Here is a 24,024-nt window from a genome sequence, read left to right on the forward strand (position 1 = left end):
GAAAAGGTGATTTAAACTATGGCATTTTCATTTGAAGCAGCAGCTAGTCATGGTGCTGTCATTAAAGTAATCGGTGTCGGCGGTGGTGGCGGGAACGCGATTAACCGTATGATTGAAGAAGGTGTTGCTGGGGTTGAGTTCATTGCAGCAAACACAGATGTACAAGCGCTAAGTAGCTCTAAAGCTGAAACAGTTATCCAACTAGGTCCTAAATTGACTCGTGGTTTGGGTGCTGGAGGTCAACCTGAGGTTGGTCGTAAAGCTGCTGAGGAAAGCGAAGAAGCATTGACTAATGTATTAACTGGTGCAGATATGGTCTTCATCACTGCTGGTATGGGCGGTGGCTCAGGGACTGGTGCGGCTCCTGTTATTGCACGTATTGCTAAAAACTTGGGTGCGTTGACTGTCGCAGTTGTGACTCGTCCGTTTGGTTTTGAAGGTAATAAACGTGGAAACTTTGCGATTGAGGGAATTGAAGGTCTTCGCGAACAAGTAGATACACTCTTAATTATTTCAAACAACAACCTTCTTGAAATTGTTGATAAGAAAACACCGCTTTTAGAAGCACTAAGCGAAGCTGATAATGTTCTTCGTCAAGGTGTTCAAGGAATTACAGACTTGATTACAAATCCTGGTTTGATTAACTTGGACTTTGCAGATGTGAAGACAGTTATGGAAAATAAAGGAAACGCCTTGATGGGTATCGGTATCGGTACTGGTGAGGACCGAGTGATTGAGGCGGCTCGTAAAGCGATTTATTCTCCTCTTCTTGAAACAACAATTGATGGTGCAGAGGATGTCATTGTCAATGTTACAGGTGGTTATGACATGACTCTGACAGAAGCAGAAGATGCTTCAGAAATCGTTAATCAGGCTGCGGGTCAAGGTGTTAACATTTGGTTGGGTACATCTATTGATGAAACAATGAAAGATGAGATTCGTGTGACTGTTGTGGCTACAGGTGTTCGTCAAGATACTGCTGATAAACCAGCCCGCCATCGCACGGAAGCTGTTTCACCACGCCCTTCTCAACGCTTTGATCATTCAGTAGCATCAGCACCAACTCGTGGAGCTGCACAACAAACTGAAGCGCCGAAAGCTTCTGCCTTCGGAGAGTGGGATTTGCGTCGTGAAAACTTGATTCGTCCAACTGACACAGAACCAACATCCACTGTTTCAGTCGAAAAATTTACAATGGATCAAGATGAGGATGAATTGGATACACCACCATTCTTCCGTAATCGCTAAACTAAAATGAATTTTCAAAAGAATAAGGATGCTATCTTTTCAGCAGTGGCAAAAGCTGCTGAAAAGGCAGGTCGTCCGAGTGAATCAGTAAAGGTAATAGCTGTCACCAAATATGTTGACAGCTCTATTGCTAATCAGCTAGTGAATACTGGGATTACCCATATTGGAGAAAATCGAGTCGATAAGTTCTTAGAAAAGTATAATGCCCTAGCAGACAAACAATTGACATGGCATTTGATAGGGACTTTACAGAGAAGAAAGGTCAAGGACATTATTCCATTTGTTGATTATTTCCACGCCCTAGACTCTGTCAAACTAGCTCAGGAAATAGATAAACGTGCGACTAAAATAGTCAAGTGTTTCCTCCAAGTCAACGTTTCCGGTGAGGAGAGTAAGCATGGCTTTGCAGTATCTGAGATTGATGCGGCACTTGCTGAAATTAGTTTATTGGAGAACATTGAACTTGTTGGATTGATGACGATGGCACCGATTGATGCTACAGATGATGAATTAGACGAGATTTTTTCTAAAATGCAGGAAATCCAAGAAGAACTAGCTACAAGGAACTTACCACGTATGCCCTTTACAGAGTTAAGTATGGGAATGAGTGGGGACTTTGAACGCGCCATTGCTCACGGAGCTACATATGTGAGAATTGGCTCAGCATTCTTTGAATAATGGAGAGGGGGAAAATATGGCATTAAAAGATACATTTAAGAACTTATTTAATTACTTTGAAGTTGACGAAGTCAATGAAGTTGAAGAACAGGCAGATGCCTATTCAATGCCTAATGATCGTCCTAAAATGCGTGTTGCCAATACTACAGCTGCACCTGTGCGCGAACAGCAGCCAAAAGTAGAGACGCGTCGGGAAGCACGTTCAGAAAGTCAACTTCAACGCCTACATGAAAGGCAGCAAGAATTGATGACTAATAGTAACGAAAAAGAGATTGTCAAAACTACAATTGATATTAAGTTTCCAAAACGTTATGAAGATGCACCAGAGATGGTAAATCTTTTATTAGATAATGCGAGTATTCTCATTGATTTTCAATATATGTCGGAGCAACAAGCTAGACGTTGCCTAGACTACTTGGATGGTGCTCGTTCAGTATTATCTGGAAATTTGAAAAAGGTCTCAAATACCATGTGGCTGTTAACTCCAGTAAATGTCACAGTCAATATTGAAGAATTGCGCAATGCTGGTACAAGTACTGGTGTGGCTGATTCAAATTTTGACTTTGATATAAAACGGTAACGCTATGCAAATTTTGATTTTTTTACTATTAAAAATTGTAGAAATTTATTCCTATCTCTTATTAGCATATGCTTTGCTAAGTTGGTTTCCTAGCCTATACACAAGCTCGATTGGACGTTTGATTCAATGGCTGGTAGCACCGATTTTAAAACCCTTTAGGCGATTTAATCTGCAATTTATGGGGTTGGATTGGACTGTAATGGCAGCCATGATTGCGCTTAATATGGGAACACGCTTCTTGGTTCAGTTATTGCTCCTGTTAGCATAGTTATGAAAAATGACAAAAACTTATTGCAACATTTTTCTAGGGAAGAAAGAGAGTTTGTAGAAAAAATAATGGATATGTGTCAGCAAGTTGAAGATACGTATTCATACAGATTAACTCAGTTTTTACATCCTAGACAAGATGAAATTGTATGCAAAATAGCTAACTACTACCAGTTACAAACATTTTCTAGTCGTGACCTTGTTTCGACAGAACATTCGCGGGTTATTATTGCGCCGGCTTATTATGAGTTGGACATCAAGGACTTTGAGTTAACCGCTCTTCATTTGTCCTATGCTAGAAAATTTCACACCTTATCCCATTCACAAGTTCTTGGAACTTTTCTCAATCAACTAGGGATTAAAAGGGAGTATTTGGGTGATATTTTGATTGATGATGAACGATTGATTGTCTTTATCGATCAGAAATTTGGGCAGATTGCCTTACAATCTATCACTAAAGTTGCTCGTGTCCCTGTTAAGGGAAAGGAAGAAGAATGGACGACTGTTCGACTACCGATTGGACAGGAATGGCGTTCAAAGGATGTGTTGGTTTCTAGTATGAGATTGGATAAATTAATTTCAGTCGCATTTAACCTTTCAAGGGCAACTGCAAATAAGTTGATTGAGGCTGGACATGTGAAGTTGGATTATGTTCTGACAGAACAAACTAGTAAATTAGTTGAAATAGGGCAATTAATTAGTGTTAGGAGATATGGTAGAGTTCGCCTAAATGAATTTTTAGGTTTTTCTAAGCAAGGGAAGATAAAATTAAAGTTAGACATTGTTAAAACTTAGGAGGAAAGATGGCACTTACAGCATTAGAATTAAAAGATAAAACCTTTGCTACAAAATTTAGAGGATACGACGCAGATGAAGTTGATGACTTTTTGGACATTGTAACACGTGATTATGAGGATTTAATTCGTAAAAATCATGACCAAGAGTTAGAATTGAAAAATTTGCGGGAACGTTTGGCTTATTTTGATGAGATGAAAGAATCATTGAGTAAATCAGTTCTTTTAGCTCAAGATACAGCTGAGAAAGTAAAGGTTGCGGCCGAAGATCAAGCGGCAAATATTATTAAACAAGCTGATTACGATGCGGCAACATTGTTACATGAAGCTAAAGATAAGGCAAATGAAATTCTTCGTAATGCGACTGACAACGCGAAAAAAGTTGTCATTGAGACTGAAGAATTAAAAAACAAGACACGTATTTTCCATCAGCGTCTGAAATCAACAGTGGAAAGCCAATTATCATTGGTTAATTCATCTGAATGGGAGGAAATCCTTCGCCCAACAGCAAGTTACATTCAAACAAGTGACGAAGCTTTCCGTGATATTCTTCATAAGGCTTTGGATGAAGAATTACCTGTTGAAGAAGAAAGTTTGGATTATACACGTCAATTGACACCAGAAGAAATTGCAGAATTAACTCGTCAGGCAGCGGCTTTTGAGAGTGGAGAGTCTGTAGAAATTTCAACAGAAGAATAATAAAGATCATAAGCAGAGACACGGTCGGTAGAAATATTTATAGCGAGTAGGAGATGGTGGAAGCCCTACAATCTCTTTCTATGGATCATCACTTTGTTTGATTTTTCCTGAAAATGGTAAGGAAAGACGCCCGTTCACGTTACGAACATAGAGGGATAGGGGAAACTCTATCTAAACTAAGGTGGTACCACGAACTTTCGTCCTTATTTGGCGGGAGTTTTTTATATTTTTTATGATACGATTAGAACTGGTAAACAAAGATAATTTTGATCAGGTGCTAGATCTTGAAGTGGCACCTAAAGATCAGCGCCGAGTGGCGTCAGTTGAATATTCATTAGCTCAGGCATGGCTGTATCGAGATAGTGAAGTCCTATTTCCATATGCTGTAAAATCTGGACAGCTAACAGTGGGGTTTCTTTTGTTGTCCTATCAGCCCATGGAAAACAGTTATTATATCTGGCGCTTGCTCATTGATCAGAAGTATCAAAATCAGGGCTTTGGCAAGGAGGTCATTCGGCAAGTGTTACGACGAGCAAGGGATGATCAGCAGTGTCATAAGGTTACCGTAAATTATGTGATCGGCAATCATAAAATGAGGTATATCTTAGAAAAATTTGGCTTTCAATCCAATGGTTTAGAAGGCCAAGAAATGAAAATGGAATTAATTATAAGATAAAGGAGTTATGATGAAACTAAAAGAAACACTCAATTTAGGTAAGACAGCATTTCCTATGCGTGCAGGCTTACCAACACGTGAGCCAGAATGGCAAAAGGCCTGGGATGAAGCAAACTTGTATGCTCGTCGCCAAGAACTCAATGAAGGCAAACCTGCCTTCCACCTCCACGATGGCCCTCCATACGCTAACGGGAATATCCACGTTGGGCATGCTTTGAACAAGATTTCTAAAGATATTATCGTTCGCTCTAAGTCAATGTCTGGTTTCCGTGCTCCATTTGTACCAGGTTGGGATACACACGGCCTTCCTATTGAGCAAGTCTTGGCAAAACAAGGTGTCAAACGCAAGGAAATGGACCTGGTTGAATATCTTGAAATGTGTCGTGATTATGCTCTCAGCCAAGTTGACAAGCAACGTGATGATTTTAAACGCTTGGGTGTTTCTGCAGACTGGGAAAATCCATATATCACTTTGACAAAAGACTACGAAGCAGCTCAGATCCGGGTCTTCGGTGCTATGGCAGACAAGGGCTATATCTACCGCGGTGCCAAGCCTGTTTACTGGTCATGGTCATCTGAATCTGCCCTTGCAGAAGCTGAAATCGAATACCATGACATTGACTCAACATCTCTTTACTATGCTAACAAGGTCAAAGATGGCAAGGGACTCTTGGATACAGATAGCTACATCGTTGTCTGGACAACGACTCCATTTACAGTAACGGCTTCTCGCGGTTTGACCATGGGAGCAGACATTGACTACGTCTTGGTCCAACCAGCTGGCTCTGATCGTAAGTATGTCTTGGCAGAAGCCTTGGTTGACAGCTTGGCAGCCAAATTCGGTTGGGAATCCTTTGAAGTGATTTCAAAACACAAGGGTGCTGAATTTGAATATATCGTGACCGAACACCCATGGGATAGAGAAGTGGATGAATTGGTCATCTTGGGTGACCATGTTACCACAGACTCTGGTACAGGTATCGTCCATACGGCTCCAGGCTTTGGTGAGGATGACTACAATGTTGGTGTCAAATATGACTTGGAAGTTGCGGTAACTGTCAACGAACGTGGCTTGATGAATGAAGCTGCGGGTCCTGATTTTGAAGGGCAATTCTATGATAAGGTTGTACCAACGGTTAAGGAAAAATTAGGCGACTTGCTCCTTGCTAGTGAAGTGATCAATCACTCCTACCCATTTGACTGGAGAACCAAGAAGCCAATCATCTGGCGTGCAGTGCCACAGTGGTTTGCCTCTGTTTCTAAATTCCGTCAGGAAATCTTGGACCAAATCGAAGCAACGACCTTTATTCCTGCTTGGGGTAAAACACGTCTTTACAACATGATCCGTGACCGTGGTGACTGGGTCATCTCTCGTCAACGTGCTTGGGGTGTGCCGCTTCCAATCTTCTATGCAGAAGATGGTACAGCCATCATGACCAAGGAAGTAACAGACCATGTAGCAGCTCTCTTTGAAGAACATGGTTCAATCATCTGGTGGAAATCAGAAGCAAAAGACCTCTTGCCTGCTGGTTTCACTCATCCAGGTTCACCAAATGGCGAATTTACCAAAGAAACAGACATCATGGACGTATGGTTTGACTCTGGTTCATCTTGGAATGGTGTCATGAATGCCCGTGAAAACCTTGCCTACCCAGCTGATCTCTACCTTGAAGGTTCAGACCAATACCGTGGTTGGTTTAACTCATCATTGATTACCTCTGTTGCTGTAAATGGTCATGCGCCATATAAGGCTGTCTTGTCACAAGGTTTTGTCCTTGATGGTAAGGGGATGAAGATGTCTAAATCATTGGGTAATACCATCCTTCCAAGTGATGTTGAGAAACAATTTGGTGCAGAAATCTTGCGTCTATGGGTGACATCCGTTGATACTTCAAACGATGTCCGTGTGTCTATGGATATTCTTGGACAGGTTTCTGAAACCTACCGTAAAATCCGTAATACTCTTCGCTTCTTGATTGCCAACACTTCTGATTTCAATCCTGCAAGTGATGCGGTGGCATACGAAGAGCTTCGTTCTGTTGACCAGTATCTCTTGGTGAAATTCAATAAATTGGTAGCTCAAATCCGTGATTCCTACGATAGCTTTGATTTCATGGCCATCTACAAGTCTGTGGTAAACTTTGTAACCCTTGATTTGTCAGCCTTCTACCTCGATTTTGCCAAAGATGTCGTCTACATTGATGGTGCTAAATCACTTTCTCGTCGTCAGATGCAAACTGTCTTCTATGACATCTTGGTGAAAATTACCAAGCTCTTGACTCCAATCTTGCCACACACAGCAGAAGAAATCTGGTCATACTTGGAACACGAAGCAGAAGAGTTTGTACAATTGGCGGAAATGCCAGAGGTGGAAACCTTTGCGAATGATGCGCAGTTGTTGGCTGACTGGGAAAACTTTATGAACTTCCGTACTCAGGCACAAAAAGCCTTGGAAGAAGCGCGTAATGAAAAAGTGATTGGTAAGTCACTTGAAGCTCATTTGACTGCCTATGTCTCAGCTGAAACCAAGTCCTTCTTGGAGAGCTTGAATGCAGACCTTGCTCAGTTGCTCATAGTTTCAAACTTGACAGTAACCACGGAAGCAGCTCCTGAAAGTGCTGTTCTGGTAGAAGAAGTTGCCTTTACTGTAGAGCGTGCAAGCGGTGAAGTATGTGACCGTTGCCGCCGTATTGATACTAGTGTTGCAGAGCGCAGCTATGGTGCGACAATCTGTGACCACTGTGCAAGCGTAGTGGAAGAAAACTTTGCTGAAGCAGTAGCTCAAGGTTTTGAAGCTTAAGTAATCACAAGACATTTGTTAAAGTCTATCTAGCGATAGGCTTTTTTGTAATACTCTTCGAAAATCAAAACTATCCGTGTCAAGAGCCTTGATGAACTCCAGTTCTATCTTCGGCTTCGTTTCCTAGGCTACTTTTGATTTTCATTGAGTATAAATAGAAAAAAAGAAGCCAATTGGCTTCTTACAGAACGTAGACAAACTCCTAAAAATATAAAAAAATTGAAGAGTTTTGCGAAAGATAGCAAGTTATTAAACCCTTAGAAACATTGATATTTCAGCGTTTCTGAGAGTTTTTTTATTTTCAACATAAAGAAAAAAGATTGAAGAAAATTGTCCAAAATGGACCTTTTCTTCAATCTGAAAGAAGCCATCTGGCTTCTTACACTTCTGCGATAATAGGAATAGACATTTCAATTAAACGGTCTGTGTGAATCGTTTGAATGGCAGCCTTGTTAATAGTTCGTTCATCAATTTTTCGATGAAGGAAGAAATCACGAATTTGCTCGATTTCATTTTGTTGTACTGCACGGTATTTATTACTAATCAAGAGTTCATAATGACGGGGTGCCTGTGTGAAAATAACGTCTGTATTACCTGCAGAATAAGTCTCTACTAGGAAAGCATCAGTGTTAGCCAACTGGCTTTGGACAAGATTGGGATGACTATTTGTCGTGTTAATGATTTTCATGTGGAACCTCCTCTATCTCTTTGGCTACATTATAGCACGATTAGAGTGTTTTTACTAGTTATTGAATGAATTTTCTTGCAATTTCCATTGTTCAATGCCCCATTTGTGACTACCACGTTTGAGTTTATCGATGGCTTCATTGACTGGGAACCAGGCAATATGGTTGAAATCTTCTAGTGGTTGTCCTATTTGATGGTAGCTAGTTACTTCATAGATGTAGGCTGGATTATAGAAATGGGTATCGCGGTGGCTAGAGTAGAAGTATTCGTCAGCCTGACCAAAGTATTTTCCGATTTCAGCGGTAAATCCAAGCTCTTCCATCAATTCGCGCTCCAAAGCAATGAGGTGATTTTCTCCCTTTTCAATTTCTCCACCAGGAAGAAACCAAGCTCCGTTTGGTGCTTGAACGAGTATAATCTGTTCTTTCTTTTCATCTGGGATAACTGCGTAAACACCAAAGCGACTCTGGTAGCTGACGCCAGCCTTCTTTTCTCCAAATACAGCAATTTTCTCCATAGGCAATTCTATCCTCTTTCATAATTGGAATGAGTTGTATACATTATACCACTTTTTTATTATTTTTCCTTGTGATAGGCTTTACAAAGTAAAGTTTTTTTATAGGATGGAGATGGGGAAGAATTTAGACAAATAGAGTATCAAAACAGTAAAATAGGCTACTCGTAGAGAGCAGCTCTATTTTCTTATTTTGTCTTTGTTTGTGCCTTGATTTGAATAGTACCTTTACTTGACATGACAGCACGTAGGTCTTTTTCTGCTGGATGTTCTAAGTAGAAGTCGGTGATAGCATCTTCAATCTGATCTTGGATGGTTCTGCGCAGTGGACGAGCTCCCATCTTTGGATCGTAGCCAAGGTCCACTAATTTCTCCTTAACTTTATCTGTTACATGGAGGCTGATGCCATTGTGAGAAAGGCGTTTGTTTACATCGTCTAGCATGAGGCTGACGATTTCAAGTAGGTTTTCCTTGCTCAGTGGTTGGAACTCAATAATGCCGTCAAATCGGTTCATAAATTCAGGTGTGAAGAAATTGCTAAGTTGGCCAAGGACTGATTGAGTCCGCCCTTCCATAGCCGCACCAAAACCGACACTTGCTTCAACTTTTCCAGTACCAGCATTTGATGTCATGATGATGATGGTATCTTTGAAGCTGACAGTCCGCCCTTGTCCATCTGTCAGACGCCCATCGTCTAAGACCTGAAGGAACATGTGCATGACATCAGGGTGGGCTTTTTCAACTTCGTCAAGGAGGATGAGTGAGTAAGGATTACGACGGACTTTTTCAGTCAATTGTCCAGCCTCCTCATAGCCTACATAGCCTGGAGGAGCTCCGACGAGTTTAGCGACAGCGTGTTTTTCCATGTATTCGGACATATCGAAGCGGATCATGCTGTCAGCCGAACCGAAGAGTTCGATAGCTAATTGCTTAGACAATTCGGTTTTACCGACACCTGTTGGTCCGACAAAGAGGAAGGATCCAATGGGACGATTTGGAGCACCGAGACCGACACGATTACGGCGGATGGCTTTAGCTATCTTGTCAACTGCTTCATCTTGTCCGATAACATGGGCTTTTAAGTCACTAGCGAGGTTCACAAGCTGGGACTGTTCCTTTTCTTTTAAATCACCAACTGGGATATTTGTTTTTTGCTCAACGATGGCCTCAATTTCTTTTTCAGTAATGAGTGGAATATCTTCTTCGCTGATAGTTGCCTTTTGCATCTCCTTGTACTTAGCAATTTGGTCACGGAAATAGGCCGCTTTTTCATAGTCCTCATCCCGTGTAGCTTGTGCTTTACGATTTTCGGCATCAATCAGGCGTTGGTCAATTTCCTTTGGATCAATAAAGTTGAGGGTCAAATTCATTTTTGAACCAGCTTCATCCAGAAGGTCAATAGCTTTGTCTGGGAGGAAACGGTCTTGAATGTAGCGGTTGGACAGTACTGCGGCAGCTTCGATAGCAGCATCAGAGTATTTAACATGATGGTAATCCTGGTATTTATTTTGGATACCTTTGAGGATGGTAATGGTTTCTTCGACACTTGGTTCTTCAACTTTTACAGGTTGCATACGGCGTTCCAGGGCGGCATCTTTTTCGATAATACGGTACTCGTTGAGCGTTGTTGCACCGACTAGTTGCATTTCACCACGTGCGAGGGCTGGTTTGAGGATATTGCCTGCATCCATGTTACCATCGCCTGCAGAGCCAGCACCGACAATTTCGTGAATCTCGTCAATAAAAAGAATAATTTCGCGACGCTTACGGATTTCTTCCATGAGTTTTTGCATGCGTTCTTCAAATTGTCCACGGATACCTGTTCCTTGTACGAGGCTGACAACATCCAGACGAATGACTTCCTTGTCGCGTAATTTCTGTGGGACATCGCCATCGACAATTTTTTGAGCCAAGCCTTCAACAACCGCTGTTTTACCTACACCAGGCTCACCGATAAGAACAGGGTTGTTTTTTGTACGACGGTTGAGAATTTCGATGACACGGGTAATTTCTTGATCGCGACCGATTACTGGATCAATATCCCCACGACGGGCAATTTCGGTAACGTTGATACCAAATTCTTCAAGGAGCCCATTTGGTTGTTGGGGTTGTTGCGGAGGAGGGGTCTGTCCACCACGTCCATTATGCCCACCGGCTTGAGTGGGAGGAGTCTGTTCGCGATTTTTTCCAGCAGGGGTATTGCCAGGATAGCCACCTAGGTGATTGAAAAATTCACTAAAGGGATCCATATTGTTAGGATTTGTTAAATCTCCCAACCCACGTAAGATGGCATTATTAGGGTCTGTTTTCATGATTTGGTAGCAGTTGTGACAGAGGTCTACCTGCTGCTGTTTACCGTTTAAGTTGGTGTAGAGATGGATCGTTGCGTCGTTGATATTACAATTTTTGCAGAGCATAATTCTACCTCTTTCTGTGAAAAAATGTGACCTATTGTTAAATAGTCAAAAAAGGTCAGTTCTAGCTTTATTATAACAAGATTCATAGAAAAATCAAGAAACTGCTACGCTTGGAAAAACTTTCTATGAAAAATAGGGCGATAGGAAGAAAATAGGGAAAAAATAAGACTTTTTTGGCAATATGTGGTAAAATATTCCTATAAAAAGGATTAGGAGAACGAATATGGAATCACATTTGGTGAGAATTATCAATCGTCTGGAAGCTATGGCTAATGACGGCGGTACGTTGAAACGTAATTTCGAACGTGATGGTATTGTTGTTGCAGAAGTGGCTTATAGCTATGACGAGGAAAATGGTTCAGTATTTACCTTGCGTGATGTTGCTGCTCGTGAAACGTACGCGTTTGACAGCATCGACTTGATTGCAATGGAAATCTATGAGCTATTGTACTAAGAAGAAGTGAGAGGCACCTAAGGGTGCTTTTTTCTTGGTGTAAATTGAATATTATAAACAAAAGTATTGCATAAATATTCAAAAAATGGTATAATAGACTCTAAATGACAGAATTGGAGTAAGATGAATGAATTTTTCTTTTTTGCCTGAGTATTGGGCTTATTTTAATTATGGGGCAATTGTTACCCTCATTATTGCATTTTTCTCAGTATTTTTTGGTAGTATTTTAGGTGTGTTGCTTGCCTTTGCTCAGCGTAGTAAGTATAAAGTTTTAGCTTGGACTGCCAATATCTATGTCTGGATTTTCCGTGGGACACCGATGATTGTCCAAATTATGATTGCTTTTGCGATGACACATTTTGTAGCACCAACTTTTCAGCTAGGAATTTTGACGGTTGATTTGACGCGCTTGATTCCAGGTATCATTGTTATTTCGATGAACTCGGGTGCCTATGTATCTGAAACTGTTCGTGCAGGTATTAATGCTGTACCAAAAGGACAGCTGGAAGCAGCTTATTCGCTTGGTATTAGACCAAAGCAGGCGATGCGTTACGTTATCATGCCACAGGCTATCAAGAATATTCTTCCAGCCTTGGGAAATGAATTTGTGACTATTGTTAAGGATAGTTCACTTTTGTCAACCATCGGTGTGATGGAATTATGGAACGGTGCTCAGACAGTTCAATCCACTTCTTATATTCCTTTAACACCACTTGTATTTGCAGCGAGCTATTATCTAATTATGACAACGGTGCTAACAGTGATTATTCAGTCGTTTGAGAAAAAGTTGAACAAGGGAGGGCAGTTCCATGTCTAATGCGATTATTTCTATCAAGGATTTACATAAGTACTTCGGAAAGAATGAGGTTCTAAAAGGAATTGATTTAGATATTCAACAAGGTCAGGTGGTCGTTATTATCGGTCCATCAGGGTCAGGGAAATCGACTTTCTTACGTACAATGAACCTCTTAGAAGTGCCAACCAAGGGAACTGTTACATTTGAAGGTGTTGATATTACTGACAAGTCAAATGATATTTTCAAGATGCGTGAAAAGATGGGAATGGTTTTTCAACAGTTCAATCTTTTTCCGAATATGACGGTATTAGATAATATTACTTTATCACCTATTAAGACAAAGGGAATTGCAAAGGATGAGGCTGAGAAGAAGGCTAAGGAATTACTTGAAAAGGTAGGATTGCCAGATAAGGCAAATGCCTATCCACAAAGTCTTTCAGGTGGTCAGCAACAACGGATCGCTATTGCACGTGGTCTGGCCATGGACCCAGATGTCCTACTTTTTGATGAACCGACCTCTGCACTAGACCCTGAAATGGTTGGTGAAGTTCTTGCTGTAATGCAGGATTTGGCCAAGTCAGGGATGACCATGGTTATCGTGACTCATGAGATGGGATTTGCGCGTGAGGTAGCTGACAGGGTTATCTTTATGGATGGCGGTGTCATCGTGGAGGATGGAACGCCTGAAGAAGTCTTTGAACATACCAAGGAAGAACGGACCAAGGATTTCTTGTCTAAGGTCTTGTAATAAATGAATAAATAAGTACGACTCCGACATTGTTCGGAGTTTTTTGCTATATGCTATAGTCTACTTTGGACAAGTATAGTCAGTCGGAGAATTTTAGGGTATAATAGAAAAAACAAAAGGAGTGTAGGTATGACAGTCATTGATGGGAAAGCACTAGGTGTAAAAATGCAGGCTGCCTTGGCGGAGAAAACTGCTCGATTAAAAGAAGAAAAGGGATTGGTACCAGGTCTTGTAGTTATTTTAGTTGGCGAAAATCCTGCTAGTCAGGTCTATGTACGGAATAAGGAGCGGTCAGCTCTAGCTGCTGGATTCAAGAGTGAGGTTGTTCGCGTTCCAGATACGATTTCTGAGTCAGACTTGTTGGATTTGATTGAGCGCTATAATCAGGATGATGAATGGCATGGTATTTTGGTGCAATTGCCCTTACCAGCCCACATCAGCGAGGAGAAGGTCTTGTTGGCCATTGACCCAGATAAGGATGTGGATGGTTTTCATCCGACTAATATGGGGAAATTCTGGTCAGGTCATCCTGTTATGATTCCATCTACCCCAGCAGGAATTATGGAAATGTTCAAGGAATATCAGATTGAGCTGGAAGGGAAGTCAGCTTTAGTTATTGGTCGTTCTAATATTGTTGGTAAACCGATGGCACAGCTGTTATTGGATGCCAATGCTACTGTAACGATTGCGCATTCTCGTACCAAAAACTTGCCAGAGCTTGCTCGTCAGGCCGATATTCTTGTTGTTGCCATTGGTCGTGGTCATTTTGTGACCAAGGAATTTGTTAAGCCAGGTGCCGTGGTGATTGATGTTGGTATGAATCGTGATGAAAATGGCAAGCTAATCGGTGATGTCAAATACGATGAGGTATCAGAAGTGGCAAGTTATATTACCCCAGTTCCAGGTGGTGTTGGTCCGATGACTATTACCATGTTGATGGAACAGACCTATGAAGCTTGTGTCAGAAGTGCAAAATAATTATCTGAAATATCAGCTATGTGGTGTAGCTGGTATTTTTTATTTTGGGAACGGGAAGACGAAATCAGAGAAGTGGTACTGGGCTTGAGCCCAGCTTCGTTTTGAGGCATATTCTTAGGAATGAGCATGGGCAGATTAGATAAAAAACAAACGAAACAAATACTATGTGAGATTGGTTTTCTATAATTAGAGTAGGCACTGTGTGTTGAGTATTAAATGATAGAAAACAAGGAGAAAAAATGAATAGACAGACTGAAATTTTTTCGTTGAGAAAGAGTAAGGTTGGATTAGCTTCTGTTATGATTGCACTTATGTGGTTTGGAACAGTTGTAAAAGTTGATGAAAGTAACTTATCGGTTAAAAGGAAAGATTTTAGATAGGTCACTGAAAAATATTTCACTAGTTGCAGTAATGAAAAATTTTGATCATCAGAATCATCTAGGTGTAAAAAATAGATTGGCAGTTAATCTTGGCAGTATGAATAGACTGTATTGATAAAAGCTCCTGCATTTTACAGGAGCTTTTATTGATAGCATCGAGGTTAAGGATTCTCTACGGAGAATGTATCGGCGTGAGCAAGGTCACCATAGGTATAACCGAGATTAAACCATTTTTTCCTTTGCTCAGAAGTGCCGTGGGTAAAACTGTCTGGAACAGTACGGCCGTAGGCTTCTTGTTGAAGAGTATCGTCACCAACTGCATGGGCAGCATTCATAGCTTCGTCAATATCACCAGCATCCAAGATGCCTTGTCCATCAACATATTTGGCCCAGGCTCCTGCATAATAGTCAGCTTGCAATTCTAAACGAACATTTAGCGCATTGCCTTCCTTATCGGATAGTTGAGCCCGTTTTTGATGGTAGGCCCCAAGAACCTCTAATTCATTTTGAACATGGTGACCAACTTCATGAGCGATGACATAGGCCATGGCAAAGTCACCAGCAGCCTTATACTTGCTAGATAATTCTTGATAGAAAGAAGTATCAATATAAATCTTGCGGTCAGCAGAGCAATAGAATGGACCGGCTTGGGCGGAGCCAACTCCACATCCGGTTTGGGTCTGGTTAGTATAGAAAACCATAGTCGGTGCATTGTAGGTTAAACCATTGGCTTTAAATTCTTGGACCCAAAAATCTTCTGTAGATCCTAAAACCTTACTCATGAATTCAGCATCTGCATCAGACACATCTGTACCAGTCGTTGTGACTTGACTCGATTGGTAAGGATTGGTCCCTGTTGATGGGGAAAGCAGCCCACCAAGGTTTGACATGCCTCCGAAGGCTAATAAAAGGACAAGAACAAGTAGTTTTCCTTTCCAACCAAGTCGTGAAAAGAGTAGTCCCAATAGAACATTTCCGCCAGATGAACCAGACGAGAAAGATGAGTTAGAACTGGATTGTCCCCTGCGGTCCTCAATGTTAGAACTTTTTCGTAAATCATCAATTTTCATATAAATCTCCTTAGAACCTATCAACAAGTTCTTATTTTCTCACAAACTATTATATAGCAAATTGTTGAAAAAAACACAGGAAAGCTATCGGAAATAATAGGCCTAGTTCTGTATAAAAGTGCAAAATTTGGTATAATAGTAGGGATACAATATAGAAGGAGTGGACATGGTTGAATATTTATCGGTTAGTCATCTAACTAAGTATTTAAAATTAAAGTTTGACCGCGATCCGTATTTGGAGAAGGTGTATTTGACAGGTCAAGTGTCCAACTTCCGTAAACGCCCTAGCCATCAATATTTTTCGCTCAAGGATGACAAGGCAGTCATCCAAGCGACCATGTGGGCAGGCGTCTATAAGAATCTGGGCTTTGAGCTTGAAGAGGGAATGAAAATCAATGTCATTGGGCGCATTCAGCTCTATGAACCAAATGGTTCTTATTCCATTGTCATTGAAAAAGCGGAGCAAGATGGTATTGGAGCCTTGGCAATCAAGTTTGAACAGCTCAAACAAGCTCTGACACAGGAAGGCTTATTTAAAGAAGAATTCAAGCAAGCCTTGCCACGGTTTACCAAGAAAATCGGTGTCATTACCAGTCCGAGTGGAGCTGTTATTCAGGATATTATTACAACCGTTAGCCGACGTTTTCCAGGCGTAGAGATTGTTCTCTATCCGACCAAGGTGCAAGGAGATGGTGCTGCTCAGGAGGTTGTTGCCAATATCCAAAGAGCCAATGAACGGGATGACTTGGATGTTTTGATTGTTGGTCGTGGCGGTGGTTCTATCGAAGACCTTTGGGCTTTCAATGAAGAAATTGTGGTTCGGGCTATTTTTAAATCCCGTATTCCAATCATTTCCAGCGTAGGTCATGAAACTGATACGACTCTGGCTGATTTTGTAGCAGATAAACGAGCTGCTACCCCAACAGCTGCCGCAGAATTAGCAACACCTGTGACCAAGGCAGACTTACTGGGCTACCTCAATCAGCAGGAAAATAGAGCCTATCAGGCCATGACCAATCGTTTGAAATTCCTAAGAGGTCAGCTTGAGAAAATTAGCCAGTCAGTCATGTTCCGCCAGCCTGAACGCTTGTATGATGGTTATTTACAAAAATTAGACCGCTTGACCAATCAATTGCAGACACGGATGAAAGAACTCTATAGCCAGCAGAAACAGGCTAGTCTCTTACTACAGCAACGATTACAAGGTGTGCACCCAGGTCGTAAAGTAGAGAGTTTCCAAGAGAGAATTATCCAGCAGGAACGACTCTTGAAGAGCAATATGGCTAATATCTATGACAATAAGATGGCCAAGGCGGACAAGCTGATTGAGGCCTTGACTATGCTGGATACCAGTCGCATCGTGGCCCGTGGCTACGCCATGATTCGTCAAGATGGTCGGGTGATTGATAGTGTAGAAAATGTACAAATGGGTGAAAACCTAACCATCCAGATGAAGGATGGTCAACTTGATGTGGAGGTAAAACATGTCCAAACAGACGAAAACATTTGAAGAAAACTTAGCTGAATTAGAAGGAATCGTAACCAAATTGGAGCGAGGCGATGTGGCTTTGGAAGAAGCACTTGCCGAGTTTCAAAAAGGAATGGTCCTATCGAAAGACCTACAAAAGACACTAGCAGAAGCAGAAAAGACCTTGGTCAAGGTCATGCAGGCGGATGGCAGTGAAGCGGAGATGGACTAATGGTTGCCAGTAAATTGCAGCGACTTGAGGAAGCCATGGCAGACTTTTACCAACCTCAGGTAGCTGAACGCCTCAACCAATCGGTTCTTTATTCGCTACAGGCTGGTGGTAAACGAATCCGCCCCTTGCTTTTATTGACCATCTTAGAGTCCTTTGGAATGGAATTAAAACAAGCTCATTACCAAGTGGCAGCATGTGTCGAGTTGATCCATACGGGAAGTTTGATTCACGATGACCTGCCTGCTATGGATAATGATGATTACCGTCGTGGTCGCTTGACCAACCACAAGGTTTACGATGAAGCAACGGCTATTTTAGCAGGGGACAGTCTCTTTCTAGATCCATTTGGTTTCCTAGCCCAAGTTGATTTACCAGCTGAGACCATCCTTGCTCTCGTGAGAGAGCTTTCCCAGGCATCTGGGACCTTTGGAATGGTTGCTGGTCAAGTCTTGGATATGGCTGGTGAAGGGCAGAATTTGACCTTAGAGCAATTACAAGCCATTCATGCCAATAAGACAGGGAAATTATTGACCTTTCCCTTTGTAGCAGCAGGTTTGATTGCAGGACAATCAGATGTGGTAATCAACCATTTGCGACAAGCGGGTCAATTAATTGGTCTAGCCTTTCAAGTTCGGGATGATATTTTGGATGTGACAGCCACTTTTGAGGAAATCGGAAAAACTCCCCAAAAAGATGTATTGGCTGAGAAGTCTACCTACCCTGCCCTAATGGGATTGGAAGCCTCAAAAGTCTTTCTAGAAGATAGCTTGAATCAAGCAATCAACGAGCTAGATCAAGTGGCTAAACAAGTCCCATTTTCAACAGAAAAAATCAAAGAAATCATAGGAAGTTTACGAATCAATGGCTAAGGAAAGAGTAGATGTACTAGCTTTTAAACAGGGGCTTTTCGAGACGCGGGAGCAGGCCAAACGCGGTGTTATGGCTGGCTTAGTTATATCCGTCATTAACGGGGAACGCTACGACAAACCAGGTGAGAAGATTGACGAGGGAATTGAACTCAAGCTCAAGGGGGAAAAACTCAAGTATGTCAGCCGTGGTGGTCTCAAATTGGAGAAAGCCTTGCAGGTTTTCCAATTATCAGTTGAGGGTCAAACAACGATTGATATTGGGGCTTCTACAGGCGGATTTACGGATGTTATGTTGCAGGCTGGTGCCAAGCAGGTCTATGCTGTGGATGTCGGGACCAACCAACTGGCTTGGAAATTACGTCAGGATGAGCGTGTGATCAGCATGGAACAGTACAATTTCCGCTATGCTGAGTTGGGAGATTTCGAACTTGGTCAACCAAGTTTTGCGTCCATTGACGTCAGCTTTATCTCATTGAGTCTGATTTTGCCAGCACTCCATCGTATTTTAGCGGAGGGCGGTCAGGTTGTTGCCCTTGTCAAACCCCAATTCGAGGCTGGACGTGAACAGATTGGGAAAAATGGCATTGTCAAGGATAAATCCGTTCACTTGAAAGTCTTGGAAGATGTGACAAAAATGGCCGTGGAAACAGGCTTCTCAGTCAAAGCCCTTAGTTTTTCCCCTGTTCAAGGCGGTCATGGCAATATCGAATTTTTAGCGCACTTAGAAAAATCAACACAACCAAACCAGATTGATAAAGAGGTCATAACAACTACAGTCTATCAAGCACATGAGGAATTTAAAAAGGATGAATAAACGAGAACGATTAGAAGTCATTAAAGATTTGGTAGTTCGATTTCCTATTGATACACAGGAAGAAATTGTTGAACGTCTAGAAGCAATGGGTGTCAATGCGACACAAGCAACGGTTTCACGTGATATCAAGGAACTTGGCATTATTAAGGTTCCATCAGCGGATAAGGGATATATTTATGGTTTACCAAAGGCAGGTCTTGTTAAGGTAAAATCGCAGAATGTTTTTGAAGTCTCAGTGATGGATAAAATGATTAATCTCCGTCTGGTACCTGGAAGCTCTGCTGTGGTCAAACGCCAGATTTTGGAACAATTTCAAGAACATGTTTTTTCAGTGATTGCTGATGATGATAGTATTCTGCTCATTGTTACAAACGAAGGTATTATTTCGCAAATCGAACAGACGGTTAGAGGGTGGTAGCCATGTTACTAGAAGTGTCCATTAAAAACTTCGCCATTATTGAGCAGGTATCACTGAATTTTGAAAACGGGATGACCATCCTATCTGGTGAAACAGGTGCAGGTAAGTCCATTATCATCGACGCCATGAACCTGATGCTAGGGGCGCGTGCGACGACAAATGTTATCAGACATGGGGCCGCCAAGGCTGAGATTGAAGGGCTCTTTTCCTTTGAAAATAGCAGAGCTCTCGAGCAAATTTTGCTTGAACAGGGGATTGAAGTAGCTGACGAGCTCATTATCCGTCGTGAAATCCTACAAAATGGCCGTTCGGTCAGCCGTATCAATGGACAAATGGTCAATTTATCTGTCTTGAAACAGATTGGGCAATATTTAGTAGATATTCATGGTCAACATGACCAGGAAGAATTGATGAAATCCCAGCACCATATCCGTCTTTTGGACAGTTTCGGAGAAGATGAATTTTGGAGTCTTAAAGACCGTTATCAGACAACCTTTGATGCCTATCGGAGTCTTCGCAAACGAGTTCTTGAAAAGCAAAAAAATGAGCAAGAACACAAGGCGCGGATTGAGATGCTAGAATACCAAATTGCTGAAATCGAAGCAGCGGCTTTGAAGTCTGGTGAAGATATTCAACTCAATCAGGAACGCGATAAACTGCTCAACCACAAACAAATTGCAGATACACTGACCAATGCCTATGCACTGTTAGACAATGAAGATTTTTCAAGCTTGAACAACCTACGCTCAGCTATGAGTGACTTGCAAAGTCTGGAAGAATTTGATCCAGACTACAAACAGCTCTCTTCTAGTCTGACAGAAGCTTATTATGTCGTTGAAGATGTGACCAAGCGTCTCAGCGATGTGGTGGACAATCTAGACTTTGACGGCAATCGTCTCTTGCAATTGGAAAGTCGTATGGATTTGCTCAATACCATTACGAAGAAATATGGTGGGACTGTCGATGATGTTTTGGACTATTTTAGTAAAATCAGTGAAGAATACAATCTATTGACAGGCAATGATTTATCTGGAGATGATTTGGAAGTTCAGCTTAAGAACTTAGAGAAAGAATTGGTTGAACGAGCAGGTCAGCTCAGCCAATCACGCCATGAATTGGCTGTTGTTTTAGAAGATATTATTCGCCAAGAATTGCAAGACTTGTATATGGAGAAAGCTCGTTTCCAAGTTCGATTTACTAAAGGAAAATTTAATCGAGAAGGAAATGAAACAGTAGAATTTTACATCTCCACCAATCCTGGCGAAGACTTCAAACCACTGGTTAAGGTAGCTTCTGGAGGAGAATTGTCTCGCTTGATGTTGGCCATTAAGTCAGCCTTTGCCCGTAAAGAAGGTAAAACTTCTATTGTCTTTGATGAGGTGGATACAGGGGTGTCTGGACGTGTGGCCCAGGCAATTGCCCAGAAAATTTATAAAATCGGACAATATGGTCAAGTATTGGCGATTTCTCATCTACCACAAGTCATTGCTATTGCAGATTATCAGTTCTTTATTGAGAAAATATCCGACGAACATTCGACTGTTTCTCGTGTCCGTCTCTTGACCAAAGAAGAGCGTATTGAGGAAATTGCCAAGATGTTAGCCGGTGACAAAATCACAGATGCAGCCCGTAATCAAGCAAAAGAATTAGTAGAAAAAGGTTAGGCGACTAGCCTTTTTGCTTATGTCCAAAGTTTATTTTTTAGTTAAAATTTGTTATAATAGATGGCAAAATTGAAGAGAATTGTAGGATGAAATATGTCAAAGATTAAGATTGTTACGGATTCAAGTACGACTATCGAACCCAGTTTGGTCGAAGAATTGAATATAACAGTTGTTCCATTATCTGTAATGGTTGACGGAGTCGTATACTCTGACAACGATTTAAAAGAAGGAGAATTCTTAGAGCTCATGCGTGAGTCGAAAAACTTGCCAAAAACAAGCCAGCCCCCAGTAGGACTCTTTGCGGAAACTTTTGCTGACTTGGCTAAAGATGGCAGTCAGATTATTGCCATTCTCTTGTCGCATGCCTTGTCAGGGACAGTAGAAGCTGCTAGACAAGGAGCAACCCTATCGGGTGCTGATGTGACAATACTTGATTCAAGCTTTACAGATCAGGCTGAAAAATTCCAAGTTGTAGAAGCAGCACGCATGGCACAAGCTGGTGCCAGCAAAGAAGAAATCCTTGCAGCTATTGAAACAGTCAAAGAAAAAACGGAATTATACATCGGTGTATCAACCCTAGAAAATTTAGTCAAAGGTGGCCGAATTGGGCGTGTTCAAGGGATGCTGAGTAGCCTACTCAATATCCGTGTCATCATGGAAATGAAAGACCATCAGCTGACTCCGATTGTCAAAGGACGAGGTAATAAGACCTTTAAAAAATGGCTGGAAGAGTTCACGGCAACTCTAGCAGATAAAAAAGTAGCCGAGATTGGTATTTCCTACTCAGGAACGGCTGATTTTGCAAATGAAATGAAGAGTCAATTACAAGAGTACGTCTCAAAAGAAATTTCTGTTTTAGAGACAGGTTCCATCATTCAAACTCATACTGGTGAGGATGCCTGGGCTATTTTGATTCGTTATGAATAACAGGAAGTTGATTCAAGGCTTTGTTTTCTTTTTTCTGGCAATTCTAGGGTCGATTTTTCTATTTCATCAACTCATTCCTGTTGCCTCATCTCGCATCTCCAGACAAGAGCTTACCGTATCAGAAAAAATCAGTTTTCGATATGTGGCACTTGGTGATTCTTTGACAGAAGGTGTTGGAGATACAACTGGACAGGGGGGCTTTGTTCCCTTGTTGGCTCAATCTCTAACTAACGATTATGGTTATGAAGTAGATTATAAAAATTTCGGAGTTTCTGGGAATACCAGTAATCAGATTCTTAAGCGAATGAAGGAAGATGGAGAGCTGATAAGTTACTTAAAAACAGCAGATCTGTTAACTCTGACAGTTGGTGGCAACGATTTGCGCAAGGCTATTATTAAAAACATTGCCAATCTCAAAGTTTCAACTTTTGATAAGCCCGCAAAAGATTACGGAAAACGATTGGATACAATTATTAAGACAGCACGTAAGAATAATCCAAATCTTCCCATCTATGTTGTCGGGATTTACAATCCACTCTACCTCAATTTTCCTGAATTGACAGAAATGCAGACAATTGTTGATAATTGGAATACGATGACAGAACAGATAACTGAAAAATATCAACATGTCTACTTTGTTCCGATCAATGATTTGCTCTATAAAGGATTGGAAGGGGAGGCTGGTATTAGTCAAAATGGTAGCCAAGTTACCAATAATTTACTGTATGAGGAAGACAGTTTCCATCCCAATAATACTGGATATGAGATTATGAAAAAAGCGATATTGGAGAGAATGAATGAGACCACGGAAAGCTGGGAACCTTAATATTTGGAAATGGCTATTTTTAGCCCAGTTGGCTTTATTGATTGGTTGCGGAATAGTCCTCTATACACGGATTCAAACAGATAGAGAGGATTTAACAAAGCTCGTTCAGACTAGTACAGAAGACACAAAGGTTGGGACCTTCTCCACTAATAGGGAACAGCTCAACCAAACCCTCACTAACTATCTAAAAGAGTATCAGACGGAAGAGTTTTCCTATCAATTATTCGTAACGAGTCAGCAAGTTGTTTTTGAAGGCAGCTATCAGATTTTTGGTGTGACTATCCCACTCTATATTTATTTTCAACCTAGCAAAATGGAAGATGGCAGTATTTTGTTACGGATAACAGAAATATCAGTTGGAAGTTTATCCTTGCCGAAAGCAGAGGTATTAGCTTATTTACAAAAAAATTATAAACTACCTGCCTTTGTAAAAATAGACTCAGAACAAGCGCAAGTACAGGTTCAACTGACAGAACTGAAGAACAAATTTGGTCTGTATGGAAAGGCGAATACGATTGATTTGTACAACGACCAATTCATTGTTGATATCTACAGAAAAAGACAGTGAAATAGCATTAAAAACTTGACCAAACGCCTAAAATTCGGTACTATATAGAAGTGAGTAATAACTCAGAAAATTATTGGAGGACTTAGCAAATGGCTAATAAACAAGATTTGATTGCAAAAGTTGCAGAAGCAACTTCATTGACTAAAAAAGACTCAGCAGCAGCTGTTGATGCAGTATTCGGAGCAGTAGCAGACTACCTTGCAGCTGGTGAAAAAGTACAATTGATCGGTTTCGGTAACTTTGAAGTTCGTGAGCGTTCAGCACGTACAGGCCGCAACCCTCAAACAGGTGCAGAAATCAAAATCGCAGCATCAAAAGTTCCAGCATTCAAAGCTGGTAAAGCTCTTAAGGATGCGGTAAAATAATTTAACGTGAAAAAGCCCGTCATATCAAGCTTTCTAGCTTGTCCGACGGGCTTTTTTCTTGTTTAAGGGGCAAATAAGGGGCAAAAC

At 41.3% G+C, this 24,024-nt stretch carries 27 protein-coding genes; 23 read left to right on the forward strand and 4 right to left on the reverse strand.

Annotation, left to right across the window (positions count from 1 at the left end):
- The first annotated feature begins 18 nt into the window (after window positions 1-18).
- From ftsZ to ileS, 8 genes are all read left to right on the forward strand, one after another.
- Window positions 19-1,248: a cell division protein FtsZ gene (gene ftsZ / locus NOL38_RS07105; RefSeq protein WP_002943037.1), complete on the forward strand. Its 1,230-nt coding sequence runs from the start codon at window positions 19-21 to the stop codon at window positions 1,246-1,248.
- 6 nt (window positions 1,249-1,254) lie between these two features.
- Entirely contained in the window at window positions 1,255-1,926 is a 672-nt protein-coding gene (locus tag NOL38_RS07110; protein WP_032510578.1) for a YggS family pyridoxal phosphate-dependent enzyme, read from the forward strand.
- Between the two features lie 16 nt (window positions 1,927-1,942).
- Window positions 1,943-2,506: a cell division protein SepF gene (locus NOL38_RS07115; RefSeq protein WP_277941787.1), complete on the forward strand. Its 564-nt coding sequence runs from the start codon at window positions 1,943-1,945 to the stop codon at window positions 2,504-2,506.
- Between the two features lie 4 nt (window positions 2,507-2,510).
- A complete protein-coding gene (locus NOL38_RS07120; RefSeq protein ID WP_002943042.1) occupies window positions 2,511-2,774 on the forward strand; it encodes a YggT family protein in 264 nt (87 codons plus the stop codon).
- 2 nt (window positions 2,775-2,776) lie between these two features.
- Window positions 2,777-3,568 carry a YlmH family RNA-binding protein gene (locus NOL38_RS07125; protein WP_029943269.1) on the forward strand — a complete coding sequence of 264 codons (792 nt, stop codon included), beginning with the start codon at window positions 2,777-2,779 and terminating at the stop codon, window positions 3,566-3,568.
- 8 nt (window positions 3,569-3,576) lie between these two features.
- A complete protein-coding gene (locus NOL38_RS07130; protein WP_277941788.1) occupies window positions 3,577-4,266 on the forward strand; it encodes a DivIVA domain-containing protein in 690 nt (229 codons plus the stop codon).
- Between the two features lie 232 nt (window positions 4,267-4,498).
- On the forward strand, window positions 4,499-4,942 hold the full coding sequence (locus NOL38_RS07135; RefSeq protein WP_277941789.1) for a GNAT family N-acetyltransferase: 444 nt from the start codon (window positions 4,499-4,501) through the stop codon (window positions 4,940-4,942).
- A 10-nt stretch (window positions 4,943-4,952) separates the two neighbouring features.
- Window positions 4,953-7,742 (forward strand): isoleucine--tRNA ligase, encoded by a 2,790-nt coding sequence (ileS, locus tag NOL38_RS07140; RefSeq protein ID WP_277941790.1) that lies wholly within the window; start codon window positions 4,953-4,955, stop codon window positions 7,740-7,742.
- 379 nt (window positions 7,743-8,121) lie between these two features.
- Here the strand turns inward: ileS and NOL38_RS07145 are convergent, their stop codons facing one another.
- The 3 genes from NOL38_RS07145 to NOL38_RS07155 all read right to left on the reverse strand — a co-directional run bounded on the left by NOL38_RS07145 (window position 8,122) and on the right by NOL38_RS07155 (window position 11,360).
- Window positions 8,122-8,430 (reverse strand): DUF1827 family protein, encoded by a 309-nt coding sequence (locus NOL38_RS07145; RefSeq protein ID WP_002938710.1) that lies wholly within the window; start codon window positions 8,428-8,430, stop codon window positions 8,122-8,124.
- Window positions 8,431-8,484: 54 nt separating this feature from the next.
- Window positions 8,485-8,946 carry an NUDIX hydrolase gene (locus NOL38_RS07150; protein WP_002938708.1) on the reverse strand — a complete coding sequence of 154 codons (462 nt, stop codon included), beginning with the start codon at window positions 8,944-8,946 and terminating at the stop codon, window positions 8,485-8,487.
- A 185-nt stretch (window positions 8,947-9,131) separates the two neighbouring features.
- Window positions 9,132-11,360, reverse strand: coding sequence for an ATP-dependent Clp protease ATP-binding subunit (locus NOL38_RS07155; protein ID WP_277941791.1), 2,229 nt, complete (start codon window positions 11,358-11,360; stop codon window positions 9,132-9,134).
- Between the two features lie 223 nt (window positions 11,361-11,583).
- On the opposite strand from NOL38_RS07155, the gene NOL38_RS07160 reads away from it, so the two are divergent.
- From NOL38_RS07160 to NOL38_RS07180, 5 genes are all read left to right on the forward strand, one after another.
- Window positions 11,584-11,814 (forward strand): DUF1797 family protein, encoded by a 231-nt coding sequence (locus tag NOL38_RS07160; RefSeq protein WP_002938704.1) that lies wholly within the window; start codon window positions 11,584-11,586, stop codon window positions 11,812-11,814.
- Between the two features lie 127 nt (window positions 11,815-11,941).
- On the forward strand, window positions 11,942-12,631 hold the full coding sequence (locus NOL38_RS07165) for an amino acid ABC transporter permease (protein WP_002938702.1): 690 nt from the start codon (window positions 11,942-11,944) through the stop codon (window positions 12,629-12,631).
- The gene (locus NOL38_RS07170; protein ID WP_002943067.1) at window positions 12,624-13,358 is read left to right on the forward strand and encodes an amino acid ABC transporter ATP-binding protein; all 735 of its coding nucleotides are present in this window, start codon (window positions 12,624-12,626) and stop codon (window positions 13,356-13,358) included. Before NOL38_RS07165 ends, NOL38_RS07170 begins: the two co-directional genes overlap by 8 nt.
- A 129-nt stretch (window positions 13,359-13,487) precedes the next feature.
- The gene (locus NOL38_RS07175; protein WP_015646548.1) at window positions 13,488-14,336 is read left to right on the forward strand and encodes a bifunctional methylenetetrahydrofolate dehydrogenase/methenyltetrahydrofolate cyclohydrolase; all 849 of its coding nucleotides are present in this window, start codon (window positions 13,488-13,490) and stop codon (window positions 14,334-14,336) included.
- Between the two features lie 239 nt (window positions 14,337-14,575).
- Entirely contained in the window at window positions 14,576-14,716 is a 141-nt protein-coding gene (locus tag NOL38_RS07180) for a YSIRK-type signal peptide-containing protein (RefSeq protein WP_079267632.1), read from the forward strand.
- Between the two features lie 161 nt (window positions 14,717-14,877).
- Here the strand turns inward: NOL38_RS07180 and ypfJ are convergent, their stop codons facing one another.
- The gene (gene ypfJ / locus NOL38_RS07185) at window positions 14,878-15,786 is read right to left on the reverse strand and encodes a KPN_02809 family neutral zinc metallopeptidase (protein ID WP_024413789.1); all 909 of its coding nucleotides are present in this window, start codon (window positions 15,784-15,786) and stop codon (window positions 14,878-14,880) included.
- A 166-nt stretch (window positions 15,787-15,952) separates the two neighbouring features.
- Between ypfJ and xseA the strand changes: the two genes are divergently transcribed.
- From xseA to hbs, 10 genes are all read left to right on the forward strand, one after another.
- Window positions 15,953-17,296: an exodeoxyribonuclease VII large subunit gene (xseA, locus tag NOL38_RS07190; protein ID WP_277941792.1), complete on the forward strand. Its 1,344-nt coding sequence runs from the start codon at window positions 15,953-15,955 to the stop codon at window positions 17,294-17,296.
- Window positions 17,271-17,486, forward strand: a complete 216-nt coding sequence (locus NOL38_RS07195; RefSeq protein WP_002936269.1) for an exodeoxyribonuclease VII small subunit — start codon at window positions 17,271-17,273, stop codon at window positions 17,484-17,486. Before xseA ends, NOL38_RS07195 begins: the two co-directional genes overlap by 26 nt.
- Window positions 17,486-18,355: a polyprenyl synthetase family protein gene (locus NOL38_RS07200; RefSeq protein ID WP_277941793.1), complete on the forward strand. Its 870-nt coding sequence runs from the start codon at window positions 17,486-17,488 to the stop codon at window positions 18,353-18,355. Before NOL38_RS07195 ends, NOL38_RS07200 begins: the two co-directional genes overlap by 1 nt.
- Entirely contained in the window at window positions 18,348-19,169 is an 822-nt protein-coding gene (locus NOL38_RS07205) for a TlyA family RNA methyltransferase (RefSeq protein ID WP_024393822.1), read from the forward strand. The genes NOL38_RS07200 and NOL38_RS07205 overlap by 8 nt, the downstream gene beginning before the upstream one ends.
- Window positions 19,162-19,587, forward strand: coding sequence for an arginine repressor (locus NOL38_RS07210; RefSeq protein WP_002936261.1), 426 nt, complete (start codon window positions 19,162-19,164; stop codon window positions 19,585-19,587). The genes NOL38_RS07205 and NOL38_RS07210 overlap by 8 nt, the downstream gene beginning before the upstream one ends.
- Before the next feature lie 2 nt (window positions 19,588-19,589).
- Entirely contained in the window at window positions 19,590-21,251 is a 1,662-nt protein-coding gene (gene recN / locus NOL38_RS07215; RefSeq protein WP_277941794.1) for a DNA repair protein RecN, read from the forward strand.
- A 93-nt stretch (window positions 21,252-21,344) separates the two neighbouring features.
- Window positions 21,345-22,178 (forward strand): fatty acid kinase binding subunit FakB, encoded by an 834-nt coding sequence (fakB, locus tag NOL38_RS07220; RefSeq protein WP_277941795.1) that lies wholly within the window; start codon window positions 21,345-21,347, stop codon window positions 22,176-22,178.
- The gene (locus tag NOL38_RS07225; protein WP_002936251.1) at window positions 22,171-23,004 is read left to right on the forward strand and encodes an SGNH/GDSL hydrolase family protein; all 834 of its coding nucleotides are present in this window, start codon (window positions 22,171-22,173) and stop codon (window positions 23,002-23,004) included. Before fakB ends, NOL38_RS07225 begins: the two co-directional genes overlap by 8 nt.
- Window positions 22,976-23,572, forward strand: coding sequence for a YpmS family protein (locus tag NOL38_RS07230; protein ID WP_002936249.1), 597 nt, complete (start codon window positions 22,976-22,978; stop codon window positions 23,570-23,572). Before NOL38_RS07225 ends, NOL38_RS07230 begins: the two co-directional genes overlap by 29 nt.
- An 89-nt stretch (window positions 23,573-23,661) precedes the next feature.
- On the forward strand, window positions 23,662-23,937 hold the full coding sequence (gene hbs, locus NOL38_RS07235; RefSeq protein WP_002936247.1) for a non-specific DNA-binding protein Hbs: 276 nt from the start codon (window positions 23,662-23,664) through the stop codon (window positions 23,935-23,937).
- The last annotated feature ends 87 nt before the right edge of the window (window positions 23,938-24,024 follow it).

It is taken from the genome of Streptococcus suis, assembly GCF_029616525.1.
Taxonomy (GTDB): domain Bacteria; phylum Bacillota; class Bacilli; order Lactobacillales; family Streptococcaceae; genus Streptococcus; species Streptococcus suis_AF.